The organism is Streptomyces sp. NPDC048420 (assembly GCF_040651535.1).
Lineage (GTDB): Bacteria > Actinomycetota > Actinomycetes > Streptomycetales > Streptomycetaceae > Streptomyces.
Map to the genome: position 1 here is coordinate 434,083 of NZ_JBEZKG010000004.1, position 20,478 is coordinate 454,560.

General features: G+C 70.6%; 19 protein-coding genes and 1 pseudogene. 9 read left to right on the plus strand and 11 right to left on the minus strand.

The genetic code is table 11. The annotated features are described in order from the left end of the window. Positions 1 to 4: 4 nt before the first annotated feature. The 8 genes and pseudogenes from AB0D34_RS09495 to AB0D34_RS09530 all read right to left on the minus strand — a co-directional run bounded on the left by AB0D34_RS09495 (position 5) and on the right by AB0D34_RS09530 (position 7,531). Positions 5 to 526: pseudogene (locus AB0D34_RS09495) on the minus strand (cupin domain-containing protein). Next, complete coding sequence (locus tag AB0D34_RS09500; RefSeq protein WP_362658962.1) at positions 523 to 1,737, minus strand: cytochrome P450; 1,215 nt, start codon at positions 1,735 to 1,737, stop codon at positions 523 to 525. The pseudogene AB0D34_RS09495 and the gene AB0D34_RS09500 overlap by 4 nt, the downstream one beginning before the upstream one ends. A gap of 1 nt (position 1,738) precedes the next feature. Beyond that, positions 1,739 to 2,692: a 3-oxoacyl-[acyl-carrier-protein] synthase III C-terminal domain-containing protein gene (locus AB0D34_RS09505; RefSeq protein WP_362658964.1), complete on the minus strand. Its 954-nt coding sequence runs from the start codon at positions 2,690 to 2,692 to the stop codon at positions 1,739 to 1,741. 170 nt (positions 2,693 to 2,862) lie between these two features. Beyond that, on the minus strand, positions 2,863 to 3,099 hold the full coding sequence (locus AB0D34_RS09510; protein WP_126389501.1) for a DUF6213 family protein: 237 nt from the start codon (positions 3,097 to 3,099) through the stop codon (positions 2,863 to 2,865). A gap of 25 nt (positions 3,100 to 3,124) precedes the next feature. After that, positions 3,125 to 4,510, minus strand: coding sequence for an NADP-dependent succinic semialdehyde dehydrogenase (locus AB0D34_RS09515; RefSeq protein WP_362658968.1), 1,386 nt, complete (start codon positions 4,508 to 4,510; stop codon positions 3,125 to 3,127). A 71-nt stretch (positions 4,511 to 4,581) separates the two neighbouring features. Continuing rightward, positions 4,582 to 5,043: an NUDIX domain-containing protein gene (locus AB0D34_RS09520; RefSeq protein ID WP_362658971.1), complete on the minus strand. Its 462-nt coding sequence runs from the start codon at positions 5,041 to 5,043 to the stop codon at positions 4,582 to 4,584. After that, positions 5,040 to 6,578 (minus strand): ATP-dependent DNA ligase, encoded by a 1,539-nt coding sequence (locus AB0D34_RS09525; protein WP_362658974.1) that lies wholly within the window; start codon positions 6,576 to 6,578, stop codon positions 5,040 to 5,042. The genes AB0D34_RS09520 and AB0D34_RS09525 overlap by 4 nt, the downstream gene beginning before the upstream one ends. 29 nt (positions 6,579 to 6,607) lie before the next feature. Further along, positions 6,608 to 7,531: an NAD(P)/FAD-dependent oxidoreductase gene (locus AB0D34_RS09530; protein ID WP_362658977.1), complete on the minus strand. Its 924-nt coding sequence runs from the start codon at positions 7,529 to 7,531 to the stop codon at positions 6,608 to 6,610. Between the two features lie 64 nt (positions 7,532 to 7,595). On the opposite strand from AB0D34_RS09530, the gene AB0D34_RS09535 reads away from it, so the two are divergent. The 6 genes from AB0D34_RS09535 (at position 7,596) to AB0D34_RS09560 (ending at position 12,867) form a co-directional block, all read left to right on the plus strand. Continuing rightward, a complete protein-coding gene (locus AB0D34_RS09535; RefSeq protein WP_362658980.1) occupies positions 7,596 to 8,168 on the plus strand; it encodes an XRE family transcriptional regulator in 573 nt (190 codons plus the stop codon). Positions 8,169 to 8,280: 112 nt separating this feature from the next. Then, on the plus strand, positions 8,281 to 9,249 hold the full coding sequence (locus AB0D34_RS09540) for an NADPH:quinone oxidoreductase family protein (RefSeq protein WP_362658983.1): 969 nt from the start codon (positions 8,281 to 8,283) through the stop codon (positions 9,247 to 9,249). Beyond that, on the plus strand, positions 9,246 to 10,427 hold the full coding sequence (locus AB0D34_RS09545; RefSeq protein ID WP_362658986.1) for an acyl-CoA dehydrogenase family protein: 1,182 nt from the start codon (positions 9,246 to 9,248) through the stop codon (positions 10,425 to 10,427). Before AB0D34_RS09540 ends, AB0D34_RS09545 begins: the two co-directional genes overlap by 4 nt. After that, positions 10,424 to 11,506: an acyl-CoA dehydrogenase family protein gene (locus AB0D34_RS09550; protein ID WP_362658988.1), complete on the plus strand. Its 1,083-nt coding sequence runs from the start codon at positions 10,424 to 10,426 to the stop codon at positions 11,504 to 11,506. The genes AB0D34_RS09545 and AB0D34_RS09550 overlap by 4 nt, the downstream gene beginning before the upstream one ends. Positions 11,507 to 11,697: 191 nt before the next feature. Further along, the gene (locus AB0D34_RS09555) at positions 11,698 to 12,561 is read left to right on the plus strand and encodes a phosphatidylinositol-specific phospholipase C/glycerophosphodiester phosphodiesterase family protein (protein ID WP_362658991.1); all 864 of its coding nucleotides are present in this window, start codon (positions 11,698 to 11,700) and stop codon (positions 12,559 to 12,561) included. Positions 12,562 to 12,672: 111 nt separating this feature from the next. Next, positions 12,673 to 12,867 carry a hypothetical protein gene (locus AB0D34_RS09560; protein ID WP_123759253.1) on the plus strand — a complete coding sequence of 65 codons (195 nt, stop codon included), beginning with the start codon at positions 12,673 to 12,675 and terminating at the stop codon, positions 12,865 to 12,867. 2 nt (positions 12,868 to 12,869) lie between these two features. Here AB0D34_RS09560 and AB0D34_RS09565 read toward each other — a convergent pair whose 3' ends face one another. The 3 genes from AB0D34_RS09565 to AB0D34_RS09575 form a co-directional block, all read right to left on the minus strand. Beyond that, entirely contained in the window at positions 12,870 to 14,108 is a 1,239-nt protein-coding gene (locus AB0D34_RS09565; protein WP_362658994.1) for a phosphodiester glycosidase family protein, read from the minus strand. 75 nt (positions 14,109 to 14,183) lie between these two features. Further along, the gene (locus AB0D34_RS09570; protein WP_362659063.1) at positions 14,184 to 14,567 is read right to left on the minus strand and encodes a DUF779 domain-containing protein; all 384 of its coding nucleotides are present in this window, start codon (positions 14,565 to 14,567) and stop codon (positions 14,184 to 14,186) included. A 48-nt stretch (positions 14,568 to 14,615) separates the two neighbouring features. Continuing rightward, entirely contained in the window at positions 14,616 to 15,785 is a 1,170-nt protein-coding gene (locus tag AB0D34_RS09575) for a bifunctional class I SAM-dependent methyltransferase/NUDIX hydrolase (RefSeq protein ID WP_362658998.1), read from the minus strand. Between the two features lie 134 nt (positions 15,786 to 15,919). On the opposite strand from AB0D34_RS09575, the gene AB0D34_RS09580 reads away from it, so the two are divergent. The 3 genes from AB0D34_RS09580 (at position 15,920) to AB0D34_RS09590 (ending at position 20,453) form a co-directional block, all read left to right on the plus strand. Next, on the plus strand, positions 15,920 to 17,608 hold the full coding sequence (locus AB0D34_RS09580; RefSeq protein WP_362659001.1) for a cellulase family glycosylhydrolase: 1,689 nt from the start codon (positions 15,920 to 15,922) through the stop codon (positions 17,606 to 17,608). A gap of 157 nt (positions 17,609 to 17,765) precedes the next feature. Beyond that, positions 17,766 to 19,838, plus strand: a complete 2,073-nt coding sequence (locus tag AB0D34_RS09585) for a discoidin domain-containing protein (RefSeq protein WP_362659003.1) — start codon at positions 17,766 to 17,768, stop codon at positions 19,836 to 19,838. Positions 19,839 to 19,862: 24 nt separating this feature from the next. Then, positions 19,863 to 20,453 carry a TetR/AcrR family transcriptional regulator gene (locus AB0D34_RS09590; protein WP_362659006.1) on the plus strand — a complete coding sequence of 197 codons (591 nt, stop codon included), beginning with the start codon at positions 19,863 to 19,865 and terminating at the stop codon, positions 20,451 to 20,453. Positions 20,454 to 20,478 lie beyond the last annotated feature (25 nt).

Sequence of the window (20,478 nt, forward strand, 5' to 3'; positions counted from 1 at the left end):
CCACTCACCGATGCTTCAGCGGTGTGAGTTGCTCGATGTCGTAGCGCCTCCGCAGGGCCTCGATCGCGGCATGGCCGGACGGACCCCCGCCAGCCAGGATCTCCAGCAGTTCCTCGAAGTACCGTTCATGATCCGGCGGCGGGCTCGCCTGGAAGAACATCTTCGCCGGGGTGTCCGTCGGGTTGGCGAAGGCGTGGGGGCAGCCAGGGGGTACGACGATCACCGTTCCCGGTGTCGCGCGGACCACACGGTGCCCGAAGCCGACTCCCAGCGCTGCCAGTTGTCGGGCGTGCGGACCCGCGGCTCGAAGGCCAGGACGTCCGGTTCGCCTTCGAGGACGTAGAACAGCTCCTCGCTGCGGGTGTGCACATGGGCGCCCACGTCGAAGCCGGGCGGGACGACCACCTCGAAGGTGGACGCCATGCGCGAGTGCGAGCCGGTCACCTTGAACGTCACGTGCTGGGGCCGGGGTCTGCACGATCCGGCCGTCGCCCGGCGGCACCAGGAGCCCTTCGGGAGCCGTCACCAGGTCACCGGCAGGGCCTCGGGCCCGCGGATCAACGCGCCCTTCCTGAAGGGAACCCGCTCCGGCGGAACCGCCAGCCGCAGTCCCGGCAGCCGGTCGAGGAGCGCGTCGACCAGCAGCTCGGACTCCAGCCGGGCCAGCATCCCGCCGGGGCAGTAGTGCGGGCCGAACCCGAAGGACACATGCGGGTTCGGGCTGCGGGAGAAGTCGATCGTCTCCGGGTACGCGAAGACGTCCGGATCGCGGTTGGCCGACAGGTACGACACGTAGATCGCGTCGCCCGCCCGGATCCGTACGCCTCTGATGCCCACGTCCTCCAGGGCGATCCGGGACAGCCCGACCGCGTTGCGATGCGGGATGTAGCGCAGCAGCTCGTCGATGGCCTGTGGACGGATCTCCGGCTCGGCGCGCAGTCGTTCGGCCAGGGCGGGGCGGGTCAGCAGCAGGTAGAACATCTGGCCGCTGTTGTTGGTCACCGCCTCGCCGCCGACCTGGAGCAGCACGGCCAGGCCCACGGCCTCCTCCAGGGTCACCTCACCGCGGCCCACGGCGGCGCCGAGCAGGGAGATCACGTCCTCGCCGGAGGCGCCCTCCCTGAGGCCGATGAGGTCGGCGAAGTAGGCGCCCATCTCGTCCCTGGCCTTCTCGCTGACCTTCGCGCCGTGCGAGGAGGACAGGATCAGCTGGGTCCAGGTGTGCATGCCGTGCCGGTCGGCGGCCGGTACGCCCATCAGCTCGCAGATCACGGCGATGGGGAAGGGGGTCAGCACCGCCGCGGTGAGGTCGGCGGGCGGGCCGTCCTGCACCAGCTCGTCGACCAGTTCGTCCAGCATCCGCCGTGACTTCTCCCGCACCCGCTCCACGCCCTTCGCGGTGAACGCGGCGGCCACCGAGCGGCGCAGCCGGGTGTGGTCGGGCGGGTCGAGGAAGCCGACCGCGCCGCGCTGCGGGATGAAGTGCGGGGCGAGCCGGGTGACCGGCTGGTCCATGACGGCCTCACGGCTGAAGCGCGGGTCGTTGGTCACCATCCGTACGTCCTCGTACCGGGTGACCAGCCACGCCCAGCCCTCGCCGTTGGGCAGCTGGATCCGGGTGAGCGGGCCCTCCCGCATCAGCTCGGTCAGGACGGGGTCGAAGTCGACGCCGTTCAGGTCGAGAGCGGGCCAGTGCCGGATCGGGGGCAGGATCTCGGTGATCGTCTCTTCGGTCATGTCACACCGTCTCTTCGTGGCGCTGCCAGCGGCCCAGGGACATCTCCGCGGTGATGCCGGGCCCGAACCCGGCGAGCAGCCCGCGCGCGCGGTGCCGGGGCCCGCCCTCCTCGAACAGCCGCCGCAGCGCGTCCAGTACGACGGCGCTGGCGATGATCCCGAGCTCGGTGAGCGTGGCCCGGCTGAACCGGAAGGCGTGTGGGTCGACCTGGAGGAACGTGCTGAGGTCGTGGAGTATGCGGGGCCCGCCGGCGTGGATGACGTAGAAGTCGAGGTCGGCGGCGTCCCAGCCGTGCAGTCCCGCGAGGTCCTGGAGCGCCGGGGCGAGCGGCTCCATGGTGGCCGGCACCCGCTTGTCCAGCTGGAAGTGGAAACCGGTGGCCCGGACGTCGTACATGATCCAGTCCTCGGTCTTGGGGATCAGGTACGAGCCGTTGCGCTCCAGCGAGATGCCCTCACCACCCCTGCCTCTGACCACCGCGGCGGCGATCCCGTCGCCGAACAGGTCGTGCGCCCGGTCGATCGCGGCGCCGCCGGCCGCGCAGCCCAGCTGGGCTATCGGGAACTGCCGGGTGGTGTTCTCGAAGCTCATCTCGTTGATCAGCCAGGCCGTGAGCGACGGCATCATGAACCCCGTGCACGACACGTAGACGATGACATCGATGTCGGCGGCCAGGGGCTCGGCGTCGTCCAGCGCCCGCTGCACCACCGCCGGCACCCGCGCCTTCGCCTCGGCGACGTGGACCCTGTTGAGCTCCTCGAACCCCGGGTGCTTCAGCGTCTCCTCGATGGGCTGCACGATGTGCTGGGTACGCACTCCCGTGTTCTCGATCAGCCGCAGCGCGAGGGGCAGTTGAAGGTGATCACCATGGCGGGAACGTGCCAGCTCCAGCGTCTCCTCCATCGTGATCACATACTCCGGAACGGACACCGAGGGTCTGCACAGAGTGGCCATGAACCGTCCCTGCTTTCGCATCGGAAGTGGTCCAGTCCACGATCACCTGAGGGGGCGGCGACTTCGCGCGGGATTACTCCAGATGTGCGATCACTGGGGCGCCCCACAGGGGCGCGGGGATCTGCGCGACAAGCCACGACGAACCGGCACAGGCAACGAACGAGCAACCCCTACGGCGCAGTCCCACTGCTGTGTGCGATACAGGCCACATCGATACGATCCGCGAGCTTCGCAAGCTCGATCGTCAGCGCAGCCACCGTGTCCTCGTCGAGCCCGTCCTCCCCGGCCTCGACAAGATGCAGCCACCGCCCACCCACGGTCCGCAAAAGCTTGCTCACATCGGCCGCAGCCACCTGCAAGGTCCCGCGGTCATCGACGATCAGAGGCAGAGTCACTTCGCGGTTCACACCCGGGATCGTAGCCGCGCAAGCGTCACGCTCCGTGCCAAACCGTGGTGATGTTGCAGAACTCCCTGATTCCGTGCCCGGACAGCTCACGCCCGTACCCGGACCGCTTGACCCCGCCGAACGGGAACGCCGGATGCGAGGCGGTCATCCCGTTGACGAACACCCCGCCGGCCTCCAGATCCCGTACGAACCGGTCGACCTCGGCCTCGTCGCGCGTCCACACGTTGGAACTCAGCCCGAACGGCGAGTCGTTGGCGATGAGCACGGCCTCGTCGAGGTCGGCCGCCCGGTACAGCGTGGCCACCGGGCCGAAGGTCTCCTCGCGGTGGATGCGCATCTCGCGGTTGACGTCGGCGATGACGGTCGGCGGGTAGTACCAGCCGGCCCCGTCGGGCCGTTCCCCGCCGCACAGCACACTCGCCCCGCTGCGCCTGGCGTCGTCGACCAGCTCCTCCAGGTCGGCCCGCCCCTGCTCGCTCGACAGCGGTCCGACCTCGGTGTCCTCCTCCAGCGGGTCGCCGACCTTGAGGGCCTTCATGCCCTCGACGAACCGCTCGGCGAAGCGGTCGTACACATCGGTGTGCACGATGAACCGCTTGGCGGCGATGCAGGACTGCCCGTTGTTCTGCACGCGCGCGGTCACCGCGATCTGCGCGGCCCGGTCGATGTCCGCGGAGGGCATCACGACGTACGGGTCGCTGCCCCCGAGCTCCAGGACCGTCTTCTTCACCATGTCCCCGGCGGTGGAGGCGACCGCCCGCCCCGCGGGTTCACTCCCGGTGAGCGTGGCCGCCTTGACGCGTTCGTCGCGCAGGATGTCGTCGATCGCGCCGGACCCGACGAGGAGGGTCTGGAAGACGCCCTCGGTGTAGCCGGCCTGGTGGAAGAGGTCCTCCAGGAAGAGGGCGGTCTGCGGCACGTTCGACGCGTGCTTGAGCAGACCCACGTTCCCCGCCATCAACGCCGGCGCGGCGAAGCGGACCACCTGCCACAGCGGGAAGTTCCACGGCATCACCGCGAGCACAGGACCGACCGGCCGGTAGTGCACGCGCGCGCGTGACGCGCCGGAGTCCTTGACGTCGGACTCGGAGGGCTCCTCGTCGGCCAGCAAAGACTCCGCGTGCTCGGCGTACCAGCGCATCGCCTTGGTGCACTTGACGGCCTCGGCGCGGGCCTGCTTGACCGGCTTGCCCATCTCGGTGGTCATGACCCGGGCGATGTCCTGCTGAACGTCCTCCAGGAGCTCGGCGGCCCGGTTCAGGAGGCGGGCGCGTTCGGCGAACGACGTCGTCCGCCAGGTGCGGAACGTCGCCTCGGCGAGCTGGAGCCTGCGCTCGATCTCCTCCCCGCCCATCGCCTCGTACGTCTTGAGCGTCTCGCCGTTCGCCGGGTTGACCGTCGCGATGGGCATGACCGACCTCCTGAAGAGCTGACTGTGCTTCGACCTTCCCGCGCGGCGGGGGCGACCGCAACGCGTGGACGTCAGGCCGAGTGCTCAGCCAGCCGGTCGAGAAACGCGGCCTGCGCCTTCACGATCACGGCCCGGGCCCGGTCGAGCCCGAACCACGCCACCCGGTCCAGCTCAGGGAACTCCTGCGTCCGCCCCGACTTCGGCGGCCACTCCATGCTGAACACCCCCGGGACCACGGCCGCCGGATCGAGGTCCGCCTCGATCGCCCATGCCGTGACGACCTTGCCGTTCGTCTGCCGCACCTCGCCCAGGGGTACGGCCTCTCTGTCGGGCGGCGCCAGCCCGAGCTCCTCCTGGAACTCCCGGCGCGCCGCGTCCCAGGCCGGCTCCGAGGCCGGTTCGTACTCGCCCTTCGGGACCGTCCAGGCTCCGGCGTCACGCCGCGCGAAGAACGGACCGCCCATATGGCCCAGCAACACCTCCAGGCCGTCGCCGGTGTGCCGGAACAACAGCAGTCCCGCGCTGGTCCTCACGGCTTCACCTCGGGATGCGCGGCCAGCAGCGTCTCCACCGTGTCGGCCTCCTCCGGCCGCTTGTCCTCCCGGTAGCGGACCACGCGCGCGAACCTGAGGGTGACCCCGGCCGGATAGCGGGTCGACCGCTGGAGACCGTCGTAGGCGATCTCGACGACGAGTTCGGGCCGTACGGTCACCACGTACCCGCCGCTGTCGACAGCCAGCTCCTGGAGCCGCTCGGTCTGCCAGGTGAGCATCGCGTCGGTCATGCCCTTGAAGGTCTTGCCCAGCATGGCGAAGCCGCCGTCGGCGGTGCGGGCGCCGAGGTGGAGGTTGGAGAGTTTTCCGGTACGGCGGCCATGGCCCCACTCGGCGGCCAGGACGACCAGGTCCAGCGTGTGCACGGGCTTGACCTTCAGCCAGGACGCGCCGCGCCGGCCCGCGCTGTAGGGGGCGTCGAGGGACTTCACCACGACGCCCTCGTGGCCGCGCGCCAGGGTCTCGGCGAGAAACTGCTCCGCCGTGCCCAGGTCCTCGGGGCCGGACACCAGTGTGCGGCGTACCCGCCTCGGCTCGGGGACCAGCCGGGCGAGTTCCGCGTGCCGTTCGGCGAAGGGCAGGTCGAGCAGGTCGTGGCCGTCGACGGACAGGGCGTCGAAGAAGACGGGGGAGACGGGGACCGCCTCGGCGGCCGTCGTGACGTCCGCGCGGGAGCCGACCCGGCCGGCGGTCTCCTGGAAGGAACGGGGCCGCCCGTCCGCGTCGAAGGCGATCACCTCGCCGTCCAGGATGAACCGCGTGCCTCTCAACTCCAGCGCGGCGGCCGTCAGTTCGGGCAGCCGGTCGGTGATGTCGTCGAGGGTGCGGGTGTACAGCCGTACGACGTCCCCGTCCCGGTGGATCTGGACGCGGATGCCGTCCAGTTTCTCCTCGACCGCGCACACGCCGAGCTTCTCGACCGCCTCGGCCACCGAGGAAGCGCTGTGGGCGAGCATCGGCAGGACCGGGCGGCCGACGGTGAGGCGGAAGCGGTCCAGGGCGGGCGGGTCGTCGGTGAGCAGGGCCTCGGCCACCGTCTGGAGCGAGCCCGCGAGCATCACGGCACGGCGTACGTCGGCGGGCGGTGTCTCCGTCGCCTGGGCGAGCCCCTCGGTGGCGACCGCGTCCAGGGCGCCCTGCCGCACCTCTCCGCTGATCAGCCCGAACAGGAACCGCTGCTCGACCTCGGTGGCCGCGCCCATCAACTCGCCGACCAGCCGGGTCCGTTCGGCCTGCGAGCCCGTGCCCGCGACCTTGCCCAGCGCTGCGAGGCGGCTGTTCACCTCACGCACGGTCAGTGTCGGCTCCGCAGCAGGTTCGACCGGGCGGCTCAGCACCTTCCAGCCGACGCCCAGCCGGCCCTGCGGGAGGCGTCCCGCGAGGTACGGGATGACGATCGGGACGTCCTCCGCCTCGGCCTCGCGGAACAGCTCGGCGAGCAGCGCGATCTTCTTCGAGCGCGCCGAGGTCGCGGCGACCGCCTGGGACACCTGGGCCAGCCGGGCAAGCAACATGCTTCCAGGGTGTACCGGAGGCGGCGGGTCTACACCCCGACAGCCGCGTCCAGGTCGGTCATCAGGAGATCCCCGTTGATCGTGGCCCCGGCCCGGTAACCGCCCGCCGCCGCGTTGATCACCTGCTCGGCGAACCCCATGGCATTGCCCACGGCCCACACGCCCGGCACCGTCGTCTGCCCGGTCGCGTCGACCACCGGATACGCGCCGAACGGGGTCTCGGTCAGGTCGGCCCCGAGCTGTTCCAGCAGGCCGCTCTGCGGAATCGCCCGGGGCGCGGTGAAGACGACCTCACGTGCGTGAGTGGTGCCGTCCGTCAGGCGTACGGCGGTCAGCCGGTCGTCGGCCACCACCAGCTCGGCGACCTCGCCCGGAACCACCTTGACCCCGGCCGCCGCCAGCCTGCGCAGATCGTCGTCCGAGAGCTCGGACTCGGCGACCTCGTGCAGGAAGAACGTCACGTCCTTCGACCACTGGGACACCATCAGCGCCTGGTGCACGCTGAGCGGAGTCGTGGCGAGGACGCCGAAGGCCTGGTCGCGGACCTCCCAGCCGTGGCAGTACGGGCAGTGCAGGACGTCCTTGCCGAAGCGTTCGGCGACGCCGGGCACGTCGGGGAGTTCGTCCCTCAGGCCGGTCGCGACGACGAGGCGACGGGCCCGGAGCACGCGTCCGCTCTCCAGGGTCACGGCGAAGCCCTCGGCGACCTCGACCACCCGGTCCCGGACCAGCTCGACGCCGTACCTCTTGATCTCCTCGCGGCCGAGTGCCAGGAACTCGGCGGGTGGCACGCCGTCCCGGGTGAGGAAGCCCTGCATATGGGCGGCGGGCGCGTTGCGCGGTTCGCCGGCGTCGACGACCAGGGTGTGGCGGCGGGCACGGCCCAGGACCAGGGCGGCGGACAGGCCGGCGGCTCCGCCGCCGATGACGATCACTTCGTATGTCTCGGTCATACCGACACGGTCGTCCCGGGGTGCGGGATTGACAAACTTCTTTGCTGATTCTGCAATACGTGTCATGACTACCGATGACGTTCTCGCCGAGGTCGGGCCGAGGCTGCGGCGGCTGCGGAAGGACCGGGAGGTGACGCTCGCGTCGCTGTCCGAGCGGACCGGCATCTCCGTGAGCACCCTGTCCCGTCTGGAGTCCGGCCTGCGCAAACCCAGCCTGGAGCTGCTGCTGCCGATCGCGCAGGCCCACGGAGTGCCACTGGACGAACTGGTGGGAGCGCCCGCGGTGCGCGATCCCCGGGTGCGGTCCGAGCCGATCAACAGACACGGACGCACGTACTGGCCCCTGACCCGCCAGCCCGGCGGCCTGCAGGCCTTCAAGGTGCTGGTGCCGCAGCAGGAGAACGAGCCGGAGCCGCGTACCCACGAGGGCTACGAGTGGCTGTACGTGATGTCCGGGCGGCTGCGGATGGTCCTGGGCGATCACGACGTCGTGCTGTCCGCGGGGGAGGCGGCGGAGTTCGACACCAGGGTGCCGCACTGGTTCGGCTCGACGGGGGAGGGGCCCGTGGAGTTCCTGAGCCTGTTCGGACCGCAGGGGGAGCGGATGCATGTGCGGGCGCGTCCCCGGAAGGCGTGACCCACCCGACTGTTCCCCGGCGGGCTGTTCCCTGATCGGCAAGCAACCGCTTAGTATGCGGAGGACCCCGGTCAGACCCCGGCATGACGACGCAGTCCCGTGGAGGCCCCCCATGCAGGCATGGCAAGTGCACGAGAACGGCGAGCCGAGCGAGGTGATGCGCCTCGCGGACGTGGCGCAGCCCGTGCCCGGCGAGGGCCAGGTCCTGCTGAAGGTGCGCGCCGCGAACATCAACTTCCCGGACGTGCTGATGTGCCGCGGTCACTACCAGGTCCGGCCGCTGCTGCCCTTCACGCCCGGCGTGGAGATCTGCGGCGAGACCGAGGACGGACGGCGCGTGATCGCCAACCCCGCGCTGCCGTACGGCGGTTTCGCCGAGTACGCCGTCGCGGACGCCGCTGCCCTGCTGCCCGCGCCCGACTCGCTGGACGACGCCGAGGCCGCCGCACTGCACATCGGCTACCAGACGGGCTGGTTCGGTCTGCACCGGCGGGCCCACCTGGAAGCCGGTGAGACGCTGCTGGTCCACGCTGCCGCGGGAGGGGTCGGCAGCGCGGCCGTGCAGCTCGGGAAGGCGGCCGGGGCCACCGTCATCGGGATCGTCGGCGGGGCCGAAAAGGCCGCTGTGGCCCGGGAGTTGGGCTGTGACGTGGTGGTCGACCGGCGGAGCGAGGACGTCGTCGCCGCCGTGAAGGAGGCCACCGGGGGCCGGGGCGCGGATGTCGTCTACGACCCCGTGGGCGGCGAGGCCTACACGCAGTCGACCAAGGTCGTCGCCTTCGAGGGACGGATCGTGGTCGTCGGTTTCGCCAGCGGGACCATCCCCAGCCCCGGCCTCAACCACGCCCTGGTGAAGAACTACGCGATCCTGGGCCTGCACTGGGGCCTGTACAACACCAAGAACCCCAAGCTGGTCCAGCACTGCCACGAGCAGCTCACCGAGCTGGCCGCCCGGGGCGCGATCAAGCCGCTGGTGAGCGAGCGGGTGGCACTGGCCGGGGCCGCGGACGCCGTCCAGCGCCTCGGGGACGGGGTGACCACGGGCCGGATCGCCGTCGTACCCACAGGAGCACAGGCATGACCGACGCAGCCGAACTCAAGCGCCGTACCGGGGAGTTGCTGGCCGCGCACCCGCCGGCGAGCACGGACCGGCTCGACTTCCTCAAGGCCCGCTTCGACGCGGGGCTCGCCTGGGTGCACTACCCCGAGGGCCTCGGCGGACTCGGCGCCCCCCGCGCCCTCCAGGCCGTCGTGGACGCCGAGTTGGAGGCCGCGGGCGCCCCGGACAACGATCCGCGGCGCAACGGCATCGGGCTCGGCATGGCCGCGCCGACCATCCTCAAGTACGGCACCGAGGAGCAGAAGCAGCGCTATCTGCGGCCCCTGTGGGTGGGGGAGGAGGTCTGGTGCCAGCTGTTCAGCGAGCCCGGCGCCGGATCCGACCTCGCGGCGCTCGGCACCCGGGCCGTGCGGGAGGGCGACGACTGGGTGGTCAACGGGCAGAAGGTGTGGACGTCCGGCGCCCACAACTCCCGCTGGGCCATCCTCATCGCCCGCACCGACCCGGACGTGCCCAAGCACGCCGGCATCACCTACTTCATCTGCGACATGACGGACCCCGGTGTCGACGTCCGCCCGCTGCGCCAGATCACCGGCGAGGCGGAGTTCAACGAGGTCTTCCTCACCGACGTCCGCATCCCCGACTCCCGCCGACTCGGTGAGATCGGCGCGGGCTGGAAGGTCGCGCAGACCACCCTGAACAACGAGCGGGTCGCGATCGGCGGCATGCGGCTGCCCCGCGAGGGCGGCATGATCGGCCCGGTGTCCAAGACCTGGCGCGAACGCCCCGAACTGCGCACCCAGGACCTGCACCAGCGGCTGCTCAGGCTCTGGGTCGACTCCGAGGTCGCCCGCCTCACCGCCGAGCGCCTGCGTCAGCAGCTCGTCGCAGGACAGCCAGGGCCCGAGGGCGCCGGCATGAAGCTCGCCTTCGCCCGCCTCAACCAGGAGATCAGCGGCCTGGAGATCGAACTGCGCGGCGAGGAAGGCCTGTTGTACGACGACTGGACCATGCGCCGGCCCGAACTGGTGGACTTCACCGGTCGTGACGCCGGCTACCGCTACCTGCGCTCCAAGGGCAACAGCATCGAGGGCGGGACCACCGAGGTCCTGCTGAACATCGTCGCCGAGCGCGTCCTGGGCCTGCCGTCCGAGCCGCGCACCGACAAGGACGTCGCATGGAAGGACCTGGCCCGATGAGCACACAGCCCGATCTTCTCTACTCCGAGGAGGAAGAGGCGCTCCGGGCCGCCGTACGGGACCTGCTCGCCGACCACTGCGACGCGCCGGGCGTGATCGCCCGCACCGAGTCGGACGCCCCGCACGACCTCGCGGCCTGGAAGGCTCTCGCGGACGGTATGGGGCTCGCCGGGCTCCTGGTGCCGGAGGCGAAGGGCGGCCAGGGTGCCACGCACCGCGAAGTCGCCGTCGTTCTGGAGGAGTTGGGCCGCGCGGTTGCTCCCGTGCCCTATCTGACGAGCGCTGTGGTCGCCACCGAGGCGCTGCTGGCCTGCGAGGCCGACGAGTTGCTCGCCGAGCTCGCGTCCGGGCGCCGGATCGGCGCGCTCGCCGTCGCGCTGAACGTCGCTCCGGGCGGCGCCTACAAGGTCGTACGCCATGAAGGCGGTGCCCTGCACGGGGAGTTGACCGCGATCGCGGACGCCGTCGCGGCCGATGTGCTGCTGATCCCGGCGGACGACGGCGGGCTCTACGCGGTGGAGGCCTCCGCCGTGACCGTCACTCCGCAGATCTCCTTCGACCTCACCCGGCCGCTCGCGACCGTTACCCTCGACGCGGCGCCGGGACGGCTCCTCGGCGATGCCGAGGCCGCCGTGCACCGGGCCCTGCGGGCCGGGGCAGGGCTGCTCGCCTCCGAGCAACTCGGGCTCGCCGACTGGACATTGACCGAGACCGTGCGCTACCTCAAGGAGCGCAAGCAGTTCAACCGGCCGGTCGGCGGCTTCCAGGCGCTCAAGCACCGGCTCGCGCAGCTGTGGCTGGAGGTCGTCAACCTCCGTGCCGCCGCCCGCAACGCCGCCGACGCCCTCACGACCGGTGAGGACGCGGACGTGGCGGTCGCCGTCGCCCAGGCCTACGCGGCGTCCGTCGCCGTGCACGCCGCCGAGGAGGCCCTCCAGTTGCACGCCGGCATCGGCATGACCTGGGAGCACCCGATCCATCTGTATCTGAAGCGGGCCAAGTCCGACTCGATCGCGTACGGCACGGCGGGCACCCACCGCGCCCGACTGGCCGAACTGGTCGACCTCCAGGCCCCCTGAAGTTCACCCGGATCCGCCCGGATTCATTCGGTGAAGCCCGTCCCACCTGGGACGGGCTTTTCCGTGCGGCTGCGCGGAAGGAGTGAACGGGCGACGGCAGTCCGGCCAACTCCTGGCACGTACAGGTTCATTGATGCCCCAAGGGCCCCATACTCCCTGTGGTTCGGACCGGCCCCACAGGGAGGCAGAACATGTCGCTCATCACCCGTCGCAGAGCACTCACCACCCTCGGCGTCGCCACCGCTGCGGTGCTCGCCCCGCCCGCCGGCAGTGCGTGGGCCGACGGCCGCAAGCACCGCCCCCGCCCGCTCTGGCGCGCGCACGCCCACAACGACTACGAGCATCCGCGCCCCCTCTTCGATGCCCTCGACCACCGCTTCGGCAGCGTCGAGGCCGACATCTTCCTCGTCGGCGACCAGCTCCTGATCGGCCACACCGTGGACGACCTGGACCCGACGCGCACCCTGGAGTCCCTCTACCTCGACCCGCTGGCCCGGATCGTCAAGGCCAACCGCGGTTCCGTGTACCGGGGTTACCGCGGACCGCTCCAGCTGCTGATCGACATCAAGACCGAGGGCTCCTCGACCTACCTCGAACTCGACCGCCATCTGCGGCGCTACCGGCACCTGTTCACGACGTACGTCCACGGCAAGGTCGTCCCCGGTCCGGTCACCGCCGTGATCTCCGGCGACCGCGCGGCCCGTGTCCCCATGGCGGCCCAGACCGTCCGGCGCGCCTTCTACGACGGCCGGCTCGCCGACCTCGGTACCGCGGCGCCCGCGTCCTTCATCCCGCTGATCAGCGACAACTGGACGCTCAACTTCACCTGGCTCGGCGCGGGCGCCTTCCCGGACGCCGAGCGGCAGAAGCTGCGGAGCATCATCCAGCAGGCCCACGCGCGCGGGCAGAAGGTGCGGTTCTGGGCCACGCCCGACGTGGCCGGACCCGCGCGGGACGCACTGTGGACCGAGCTCCTCGCCGCCGACGTCGACTACTTCAACACCGACGACCTGGCGGGCCTGGAGACCTTCCTGGACGGCCACCGGGTGGCGTAGACACCACTCGTTCGGAGGACGGCTCAGCCGCCCGAACGAAGCCTCCGCTACGCCACACTTGCGGCCGAACGCCGTGAAACGGACGTGACGGCGTGGCGGAGGAGGCTGTCCATGGCGATTTCCATTTCTGTGCTGGTGCTGCTGCTGATCCTGGCGGTGATCTTCCTGCGCAGCGGCGGACTCAAGGTCTCCCACGCGCTGGTGTGCGCGCTGCTCGGCTTCTATCTGGCCGGCACGAACATCGCGCCCACCATCCACAGCGGCATGACGGCGACGGCGGACATCGTCAGCAGCCTGCGCCCCTGACGTCAGGTTCCGGCGAAGACCCCGATGCCGTTCGGGACGGGGCGTTCGACGCCGCCCGCAGGGTGGTTGACGGCGGCGACGGAGCTTGTGCCCGGCATGCGGGCGGCCATGGTCGTCGAACCGCCGCCGTCCAGGCTGAAGGCGTCGACCGAGCCCAAAGTCCGCATGGTGTCGGCGACTTCGGAGATCGTCAGACCGGTGCGATAGGCGACCGCCCCGTCCAGCGCGAGGAGATACAGGCGTCGTCCGCCGTCCGCGATGCCCACGGCCGTCCGCACGGCCGACACGGTGTCATCGAGGCCGGGCAGCAGGAGACCGTCGTCGAGGACGGGGTAGCCGCCGAGCGCGAAGCGGTACGGGATCGAGGCCGAGGCCGCGACCAGCCGGTGCTGCACCGTCACCGCCGAACCGACCGAGAGCTTCCGCAGCTGCTGGGCGCCCGCCTCCCGGCCCACGAGCACGGTGGTGCCGGCGGGGACCGGTCCGCCGCCCGGGGTGTCGGCTGTGGCGACGACCCGCCCGCCGCGGACGGTCACCTCATGGGTGTCGGTGCTGCACGGGGCCGCCCGGTCGGTGTCCGTCCCGCAGGTCGCCCGCCCCCGGGACATGCTGCCCCAGTCCGAGGTGTACGCCCCGACCGAACCGACGGGCAGGGCGTACTGGTTCAGGCCGCCCAGCGGCAGCCGTCCCTCGGGTGTCAGGACCGATCCGTCGAGCGTCAGGTCGCCCAGCCGGGCCCGCCGGTCGGTGCCCACCCCGAACACGTCCGTCGTGCTTGTGCCGGGCGGCAGCACGGGCCCGAAACGCTGGCCGTCCGGCACCGCGGCCTTGAGGACCCGGCCCTGCGCGATCGCCGGGCCCACGCTCGCGCCGGTCGCCTGGACACCGGGGTGCTGGGTCTCCGTGATGTTGAAGAAGTCGCCGTTCACCCCCGCGACGGCGCCCTGCGCGGTGGCCAGCCCGGAGACCGTGGCCCGCGCGGCCACCGCCCCGGGGTACAGCAGCTCCACCCGCACCCGCGGATCGCGCAGATCCACGCTGAGCACATGGGCGTGCGTCTTCCCCGCGGTCGCGTAGATGTCGAACTGCCGGTACTGCAGGCCCGTCGCGAGCTGTGTCCACTCCGCCGCCGCGCCGGCCGGGGCCGCCCCCACCAGGGCCGCGCCGACCAGCGTGCCGAGTGCCACGAGTAACGACAGTACCGATCTGCCTGCGCCGAAACGCCTTTGACGGTGCGTCACAGCTCTCCCTGATGTCTCGTCAACTGTCCCAGGACTCAGGGGAAGTGCACCAGACGGCGATGGCCGAGGGGAGGTCTAGGCGCCGACCACAAGCGAACGGATGAGGAAACGCACCCCCTCGGGTGCCTCCAGCGAGAACCCGCTGCCCCGGCCCTCGACGACGTCCACGATCAGCCGGGTGTGACTCCAGACCTCGTACTGGCTCCTCGACATCCAGAACGTCACCGGTTCCTCGACCCCCGCCACGTCCAGCTCGGCGAGCAGCACGTCCGAGCCGCCGGTGCGGAACTCGCCGGCCGGGTAGCACATCGGCGCGCTCCCGTCACAGCAGCCGCCGGACTGATGGAACATCAACGGCCCGTGCATCTCGCGCAACCGCCGCAACAGCCCGGCGGCCGCGGCCGTGACCTCGACACGTGGCACCTCGTCGTACACGACGTCTGCGGAATCCTCGTCCATGGTCATCGAGTGCAGCACGGGCAAGGTTGCGAGGGGGTTGCAGGGCTCCTAACCGGCGTACGGAGTGAAGTGGGCCGGAGTGTGGTCGATCGGGAGGTCCGGGCGCCAGGCCGTGAGGCCCTGGGCGCTGCAGACGAAGAGGTTGTCCGGGAGGCGGTCCAGGGGGAACCAGCGCCAGTCACCTACGCGTTCGTCGGGCTGGTCGGAGGGTTCGCCGCGCCAGGCCACGACCTGGGTGGCCACGGTCACCCGGACCACACCGTCGACGTCGTCGAGGAGCGTGCCCAGCAGGCGGACGTCCGTCACGTCGGCCTCGATGCCGGTCTCCTCGCGGAGTTCGCGCACCACCGTCTCCTCCAGCGACTCACCCGGCTCCACCGTGCCGCCGGGCAGCTCCCAGGTCCCGCGCCGGTGCCGGCCGAGGAGGAGTCCGTGGGGGCCGTACAGGATCGCGCCGACACCGATCGCCGCGTGCGGTACGGGGCCCCGATTCGTGCGGGGGCGGGAGGAGACGCGGACGGGGCGCGTCGCGCGGAGGATCCGGTACGAGGCGTGGTTGCCCTCCTCCGGGGCGTCGAGGACCTCCACGCCCTCGACCCGCAGCCCGTGCTCGCCCAGCAGGTCGGTCCAGAGCTCCGGGGTCAGGACCCACATCCGGACGGGCACCTCCCCGCCCCCGGCGAGCCGCAGGATCTCGGGCCGGGACTCGACGACCGACGACGGGCCGTCACCGCGTGAGTTGGTGTGCAGCACGGTGAAACACAGGGTCCCGCCGGGGCGGAGAGCCGTGGCGAGGGCGGGCAGCAGGAGACGCGGGTCGATGTACGGCACCGCGTTGACCGAGTAGATGACGTCGTACGGCTCCGCCGCGCCGAGGTGCTCGACCGCGTCGGCCCTGATCAGGCGTAGGCCGGGCAGGGAGCCGTAGCGCGCCAGGGCCCGTTCGTGCTGTGTGGGGGAGGAGTCGACCGCGTCCACCGGGGCGCCGTACGCCCGGACCAGATGCGCGGCGTGCCGGGCCGGGCCGCACCCGAGGTCCAGGATCCGGCGCCCGGTGAGCTCGCCGAGGATCTCCGCGCCCGGGCCGGTGTCCCGCAGGCCCCAGTCGAACCGCTCCAGCTCCGGCAGCACCGTTCCGCGCCGCAGATGGTGGTCGCCGTAGGCGTGCCAGGCCTCGGCGTTGACCGAGTCGGGGTCGAGGGGTCGTGTGGTCAACATGGCTCCCGGATGTGGTGGTCGGCGTTCGGAACCCTATGCGAGCGCCGGGACCGTCGAGGTGCCGAGGGGAACGCCCATTTCCGTCGCCCGTCTTGACGTGTACTTGACGGAGTGGCTTCTATGGGAGCGCTCCCATGCTCCTTCCGACTGCCTCACCCACCCCTGGAGCCGCAGTGAGAAGCACAAGAAAGAGCCCCTTGGGCACGTTCCTGGCCAGACTGGCCGCCCTCGTCGGACTCGTCGTGCTCGGCGCCCTCTGCCCCGGCACGGCCCAGGCCGCCGTCGAGCCCGGCACCCAGGCCACCGGTCTGCACATCAGCAACGGCCGCCTGGTCGAGGGCAACGGCAACGACTTCGTCATGCGCGGGGTCAACCACGCCCACACCTGGTACCCGAACGAGCTGCAGTCCCTGGCCGACATCAAGGCGCAGGGCGCCAACACGGTCCGGGTCGTCCTCGCCGACGGCCACCGCTGGACCGCCAACAGCGCCGCGGACGTGGCCAACGTGATCGCCCAGTGCAAGGCCAACCGGCTGATCTGTGTCCTGGAGGTGCACGACACCACCGGCTACGGCGAGGAAACCGCCGCCGGCACCCTCGACCAGGCCGCCGACTACTGGATCGGGCTGAAGAACGTCCTGGCCGGCCAGGAGAACTACATCGTCATCAACATCGGCAACGAGCCCTGGGGCAACACCAGTCCGGAGGGCTGGACCGCCCCCACCATCGCCGCGATCCAGAAGCTCCGGGGCGCCGGCTTCGAGCACACGATCATGGTGGACGCGCCGAACTGGGGCCAGGACTGGCAGCAGGTCATGCGCACCAACGCCCAGTCCGTGTACGCCGCCGACACCACCGGCAACCTGATCTTCTCGATCCACATGTACAGCGTCTTCGACACCGCGGCGGAGATCACCGACTATCTGAACGCCTTCGTCACCGCCAAACTGCCCATCCTGATCGGCGAGTTCGGCGGCCCCGCCGACCAGTGGGGCGACCCCGACGAGGACACCATGATGGCCACCGCCGAGCAGCTCGACCTCGGCTATCTGGCCTGGTCCTGGAGCGGCAACACCGACCCGGTTCTCGACCTGGTGCTCAACTTCGACCCGGCGCAGATGAGTGCGTGGGGCAAGCGCGTCTTCAACGGTGCCAACGGCATCGCGCAGACCGCCAAGGAGGCCACGGTCTTCGGCGGCGGTTCGAGCGACACCCAGGCCCCGACCGCGCCCGGCACCCCGACTGCCTCGGCGGTGACGGCCACCTCCGCCAACCTGTCCTGGACGGCGTCCACTGACAACGTTGGCGTCGCCGGATACGACGTCGTGCGGGTGGGTGGCGGCACCGAGACCAAGGTCGCGGCCTCGACGGTGAACTCGGTGACCGTGTCCGGACTGACCGCGGGCACGGCGTACTCCTTTGCCGTGTACGCCCGTGACGCCGCCGGTAACCGGTCCGCCCGCTCGGCGACGGTGAGCGTGACCACCACCGCCACGCCCGCGGGGAGCTGCTCGGTCGGCTACCGCGTGGTCGGCGAGTGGCAGGGCGGCTTCCAGGGCGAGATCGCCATCCGGAACACGGGCACGTCCGCCGTCACGGGCTGGAAGCTCGGCTTCTCCTTCGCCGACGGGCAGACCGTCTCCAACATGTGGGGCGGGACCGCGGCCCAGAGCGGTGGAGCGGTGACCGTCTCTCCTGCCTCCTACACCAGCACCATCCCGGCCGGCGGCTCGGTCACCGTCGGCTTCATCGGCAGCAAGGGCGCCACGAACACCGCGCCCACCGCCTTCACCCTCAACGGGGCGGCCTGCGTGAACGGTTGATGTACCCGAGGTATCAGGTCAACTGTCCCGGACTCTTGACTCGGAACGCGCGCCTCGCGATCCTCGACGCAGATATTGCGCCGGTCATGACAATCCCAAGGGCAGCCAAAGTGCCCTCGGTCGACGGCGCCCTCCCGCCGACCGAGGGACGTGGGCCATGACCGGACATCCCGGCCGCAGGCACCGGAACACCACCGCACGACGGAAGAACGTCACCGTCGTCTCCGTGCTCTTCCTGGTGCTGGCCACCATCCTCGGCCCCACGCCGAGCTCGGCGGCCACCGACTGGTGGACACCGACGGCCAGGCCCACCCCCGACGCCCAGGTCAACGTGACCGGAGCGCCCTTCACCGGCACCAACTCGGCAGGTGAGGTCAAGGGGTTCGTCGACGCGCACAACCACCTGTTCTCCAACGAGGCCTTCGGCGGTCGGCTGATCTGCGGCAAGGTGTTCTCCGAGTCCGGAGTCGCCGACGCGCTCAAGGACTGCCCCGAGCACTACCCCGACGGCTCCCTCGCGATCTTCGACTACATCACCCACGGCGGCGACGGCAAGCACGACCCGGTCGGCTGGCCGACCTTCAAGGACTGGCCGGCGTACGACTCGATGACCCATCAGGCCAACTACTACGCCTGGGTGGAGCGGGCCTGGCGCGGTGGCCAGCGGGTGCTCGTCAACGACCTCGTCACCAACGGCATGATCTGTTCCGTCTACCCCTTCAAGGACCGCAGTTGTGACGAGATGACCTCCATCCGGCTGCAGGCCAAGCTCACTTACGACCTCCAGGCCTATGTCGACAAGATGTACGGCGGGACGGGCAAGGGCTGGTTCCGGATCGTCACCGACAGCGCCCAGGCCCGACAGGTGATCCAGCAGGGCAAGTTGGCGGTCGTCCTCGGTGTCGAGACCTCCGAGCCGTTCGGCTGCAAGCAGATCCTCGACATCGGGCAGTGCAGCAAGGCGGACATCGACAAGGGGCTCGACGAGCTGTACGGCCTTGGTGTGCGCTCCATGTTCCTGTGCCACAAGTTCGACAACGCCCTGTGCGGGGTCCGCTTCGACGAGGGCGGCCTCGGCACCGCCATCAACGTCGGGCAGTTCCTGTCCACCGGCACCTTCTGGCAGACCGAGAAGTGCACCACCGCGATGCACGACAACCCCATCGGCACGGCGGCCTCCGAGGCGGAGGACGACCTGCCGGCCGGCACCGAGGTCCCCGAGTACGACAAGGACGCGCAGTGCAACGTGCGCGGGCTCACCGACCTCGGCGAGTACGCCGTGCGCGGCATGATGAAACGCAAGATGATGCTGGAGATCGACCACATGAGCGTCAAGGCCACCGGCCAGGCGCTCGACATCTTCGAGGCCGCGAACTACCCCGGCGTGCTCTCCTCGCACAGCTGGATGGACCTCAACTGGACCGAGCGCGTCTACTCGCTGGGCGGTTTCGTCGCCCAGTACATGCACGGCTCCGAAGGGTTCGCCGCGGAGGCGAAGCGCACCGACGCGCTGCGCGACAAGTACGGCGTCGGCTACGGCTACGGCACCGACTTCAACGGCATCGGCGACCACCCCGCGCCGCGCGGAGCAAACGCCGCGAACAAGGTGACGTACCCCTTCAAGAGCGTCGACGGCGGTTCGGTCATCGACAGGCAGACGTCCGGGCAGCGCACCTTCGACTTCAACACCGACGGGGCCGCGCATGTCGGCATGATCCCGGACTGGATCGAGGACATCCGGCTCGTGGGCGGGCAGGGTGTGGTCGACGACCTGTTCCGCGGGGCCGAGTCCTACCTCGACACCTGGGGTGCCTCCGAGAAGCACCAGGCGTCGGTGAACCTGGCAGGCGGGCGTACGGCCACGGCCGGTTCGTCCGAGTCCAACCCGGTCACCAGCTACCAGCCGGGGCGGGCCGTGGACGGCGACGACTCCTCCCGCTGGGCCAGTGACTGGAGCGACGACCAGTGGTGGCAGGTCGACCTGGGCTCCACCAACCTGGTCTCCAAGGTCACGCTCGACTGGGAGCGGGCCTACGGGAAGTCGTACCGGATCGAGCTCTCCACGGACGGCACGAACTGGACGACCGCCTGGTCGACGACCTCCGGCGACGGCGGGCTCGACACGGCCAAGTTCACGGGGACACCGGCCCGTTATGTCCGGGTCCACGGTCTCGACCGCGGTACCGACTGGGGATACTCGCTCTACGAGGTGGGCGTCCACAGCGGCTGACCGATCAGACAGCGGGGGACACGTATGGCACGCATGCCGTCGGCGGAGCGGCGCAGACAGCTGACGGAGGCGGCCATCAGGGCGATGGCCCGGGACGGCGTCGCGAAGACGACGACCCGGTCCATCGCCGCCGAGGCCGGCGTGTCCCTCAGCGTCTTCCACTACTGCTTCGACTCCAAGCAGGCCCTCGTCGAGGCCGTGATCACCACGCTCACCGACCACTCGGTGAGCGTGGTCCAGGAGGCGCTGCTCCCGAAGGACACCCTGGAGGAGACCGTCGCCGCCGGTTTCCGGGCGTACTGGGGCCACGTGCGCGCCCACCCCGAAGCGCACATGCTCACCTACGAGCTCACCCAGTACGCCCTGCGCCAGCCCGGGTTCGAGCATCTGGCCAGACGCCAGTACGAGCTGTACGGCGAGGCGTACGCCGAACTCATCGAGCAGCTGCGCAAGGACATGGACCTGGAGCTGAGGGTGCCCGTCCCGGTCCTGGCCCGGTATCTCGCGGCCATGACCGACGGGCTGACCCTGAACTACCTCGTCCTCGGCGACGCGGCGGCCTGGGAGGACGTCCTCGACACGGTCACGGCGCACATCGCGGGTCTGGTGCGCTGAGACCGGTCAGGATTCGAGAAGCGCC

What these genes read in the sequence shown, in the direction of transcription:
- AB0D34_RS09505 (WP_362658964.1), bottom strand. Translation starts at nt 2,692, where the DNA reads ATGGCCACTCTGTGCAGACCCTCGGTGTCCGTTCCGGAGTATGTGATC.
- AB0D34_RS09580 (WP_362659001.1), top strand. Translation starts at nt 15,920, where the DNA reads ATGCTCCTTCCGACTGCCTCACCCACCCCTGGAGCCGCAGTGAGAAGC.
- AB0D34_RS09500 (WP_362658962.1), bottom strand. Translation starts at nt 1,737, where the DNA reads ATGACCGAAGAGACGATCACCGAGATCCTGCCCCCGATCCGGCACTGG.
- AB0D34_RS09585 (WP_362659003.1), top strand. Translation starts at nt 17,766, where the DNA reads ATGACCGGACATCCCGGCCGCAGGCACCGGAACACCACCGCACGACGG.
- AB0D34_RS09550 (WP_362658988.1), top strand. Translation starts at nt 10,424, where the DNA reads ATGAGCACACAGCCCGATCTTCTCTACTCCGAGGAGGAAGAGGCGCTC.
- AB0D34_RS09530 (WP_362658977.1), bottom strand. Translation starts at nt 7,531, where the DNA reads ATGACCGAGACATACGAAGTGATCGTCATCGGCGGCGGAGCCGCCGGC.
- AB0D34_RS09535 (WP_362658980.1), top strand. Translation starts at nt 7,596, where the DNA reads ATGACTACCGATGACGTTCTCGCCGAGGTCGGGCCGAGGCTGCGGCGG.
- AB0D34_RS09560 (WP_123759253.1), top strand. Translation starts at nt 12,673, where the DNA reads ATGGCGATTTCCATTTCTGTGCTGGTGCTGCTGCTGATCCTGGCGGTG.
- AB0D34_RS09515 (WP_362658968.1), bottom strand. Translation starts at nt 4,510, where the DNA reads ATGCCCATCGCGACGGTCAACCCGGCGAACGGCGAGACGCTCAAGACG.
- AB0D34_RS09590 (WP_362659006.1), top strand. Translation starts at nt 19,863, where the DNA reads ATGGCACGCATGCCGTCGGCGGAGCGGCGCAGACAGCTGACGGAGGCG.
- AB0D34_RS09540 (WP_362658983.1), top strand. Translation starts at nt 8,281, where the DNA reads ATGCAGGCATGGCAAGTGCACGAGAACGGCGAGCCGAGCGAGGTGATG.
- AB0D34_RS09575 (WP_362658998.1), bottom strand. Translation starts at nt 15,785, where the DNA reads ATGTTGACCACACGACCCCTCGACCCCGACTCGGTCAACGCCGAGGCC.
- AB0D34_RS09555 (WP_362658991.1), top strand. Translation starts at nt 11,698, where the DNA reads ATGTCGCTCATCACCCGTCGCAGAGCACTCACCACCCTCGGCGTCGCC.
- AB0D34_RS09570 (WP_362659063.1), bottom strand. Translation starts at nt 14,567, where the DNA reads ATGGACGAGGATTCCGCAGACGTCGTGTACGACGAGGTGCCACGTGTC.
- AB0D34_RS09545 (WP_362658986.1), top strand. Translation starts at nt 9,246, where the DNA reads ATGACCGACGCAGCCGAACTCAAGCGCCGTACCGGGGAGTTGCTGGCC.
- AB0D34_RS09525 (WP_362658974.1), bottom strand. Translation starts at nt 6,578, where the DNA reads ATGTTGCTTGCCCGGCTGGCCCAGGTGTCCCAGGCGGTCGCCGCGACC.